Origin of the sequence: Lentilactobacillus dabitei (assembly GCF_019061365.1) — a bacterium.
GTDB lineage: Bacteria > Bacillota > Bacilli > Lactobacillales > Lactobacillaceae > Lentilactobacillus > Lentilactobacillus dabitei.
Map to the genome: position 1 here is coordinate 28058 of NZ_JAHPPD010000028.1, position 927 is coordinate 28984.

At 34.2% G+C, this 927-nt stretch carries 1 protein-coding gene and 1 pseudogene; one reads left to right on the plus strand and one right to left on the minus strand.

The genetic code is table 11. From position 1 onward, the window contains the following. The first annotated feature begins 326 nt into the window (after positions 1–326). Positions 327–494 carry a hypothetical protein gene (locus KTE19_RS06000; protein ID WP_165758584.1) on the plus strand — a complete coding sequence of 56 codons (168 nt, stop codon included), beginning with the start codon at positions 327–329 and terminating at the stop codon, positions 492–494. 104 nt (positions 495–598) lie between these two features. Here KTE19_RS06000 and KTE19_RS06005 read toward each other — a convergent pair. After that, positions 599–769: pseudogene (locus KTE19_RS06005) on the minus strand (IS5/IS1182 family transposase); the annotation flags it as partial. Between the last annotated feature and the right edge of the window lie 158 nt (positions 770–927).

Genomic DNA, 927 nt, shown 5'->3' on the forward strand with positions numbered 1-927 from the left:
CAGAATCATTAATAGATGATGGAAGGGACTAGCTTGTACATTGATAAATTTATTAGGCATACTTTAATTTGCATCAGGGATAATCCACTTTAAAAGTAGTTAAACATTAATACCAGGAATACCACCGAAACACTTAATTGTTACTAATGAAATTAGTCGTTTTCAGTGATTACATTAGGGTAGACCCTAGCGTAATCAATCTGTGCGATACTGTGATGTCTATGATCGTTACAAGAATTGCTAACTAGAGTTAAACATGTTTGTACAAATGCGGCTGAATTATTGAGACGTTTGGACTATTCTATTATTCTGGGAGGCGGTTTATGATGAGTAAAAAGAATTGGATTTATATTTTACGATATTTGTTGGCGATTGGTTTATATGTTCTTTATGTTGAAATTTTTGATAAGCATGATTTTAGTTGGATTGTCATTGCCTTTACTATCGGCTATGGTCTTGGGGCTTTCCCAGTTAAGCCTAAAGATCAAAGGTAAAAAGTTCTTTTAAATACGATGTTAATTTAATATTAATTAGTTTAAGTGATGAAAAAATCGTCACTGTTTCTTCCTTAAACAACTTCTAACACCTTAGAAGCTGTCTAAAATCTCTTGAGTAATAGTGCTAAAAACGCCAAAACAACCATTTGCAGACTGGTGGTTAATTGATGCTCACAATTTTTCCAAAGTCGCCGACAATTCTCTAACCAACGTTGGGGCATGAATTCGAATCGATGCAACTCACTACGCTTCGCAACCTGCACGGTTGCGTTTAAATTACTGGCTATATCGAGCTGAAAATTAACTTCTGACAGTTTCTTAAACTAATATTGTATAGCAAAGGGGAAAACGGAGAGCGTAAAATATCTTGTGTAAATGCATAAAAGATTTCTGAATTGTATAGAAATAGGGAATGCCTTCCCTTATGATA

What these genes read in the sequence shown, in the direction of transcription:
- KTE19_RS06000 (WP_165758584.1), top strand. Translation starts at nt 327, where the DNA reads ATGAGTAAAAAGAATTGGATTTATATTTTACGATATTTGTTGGCGATT.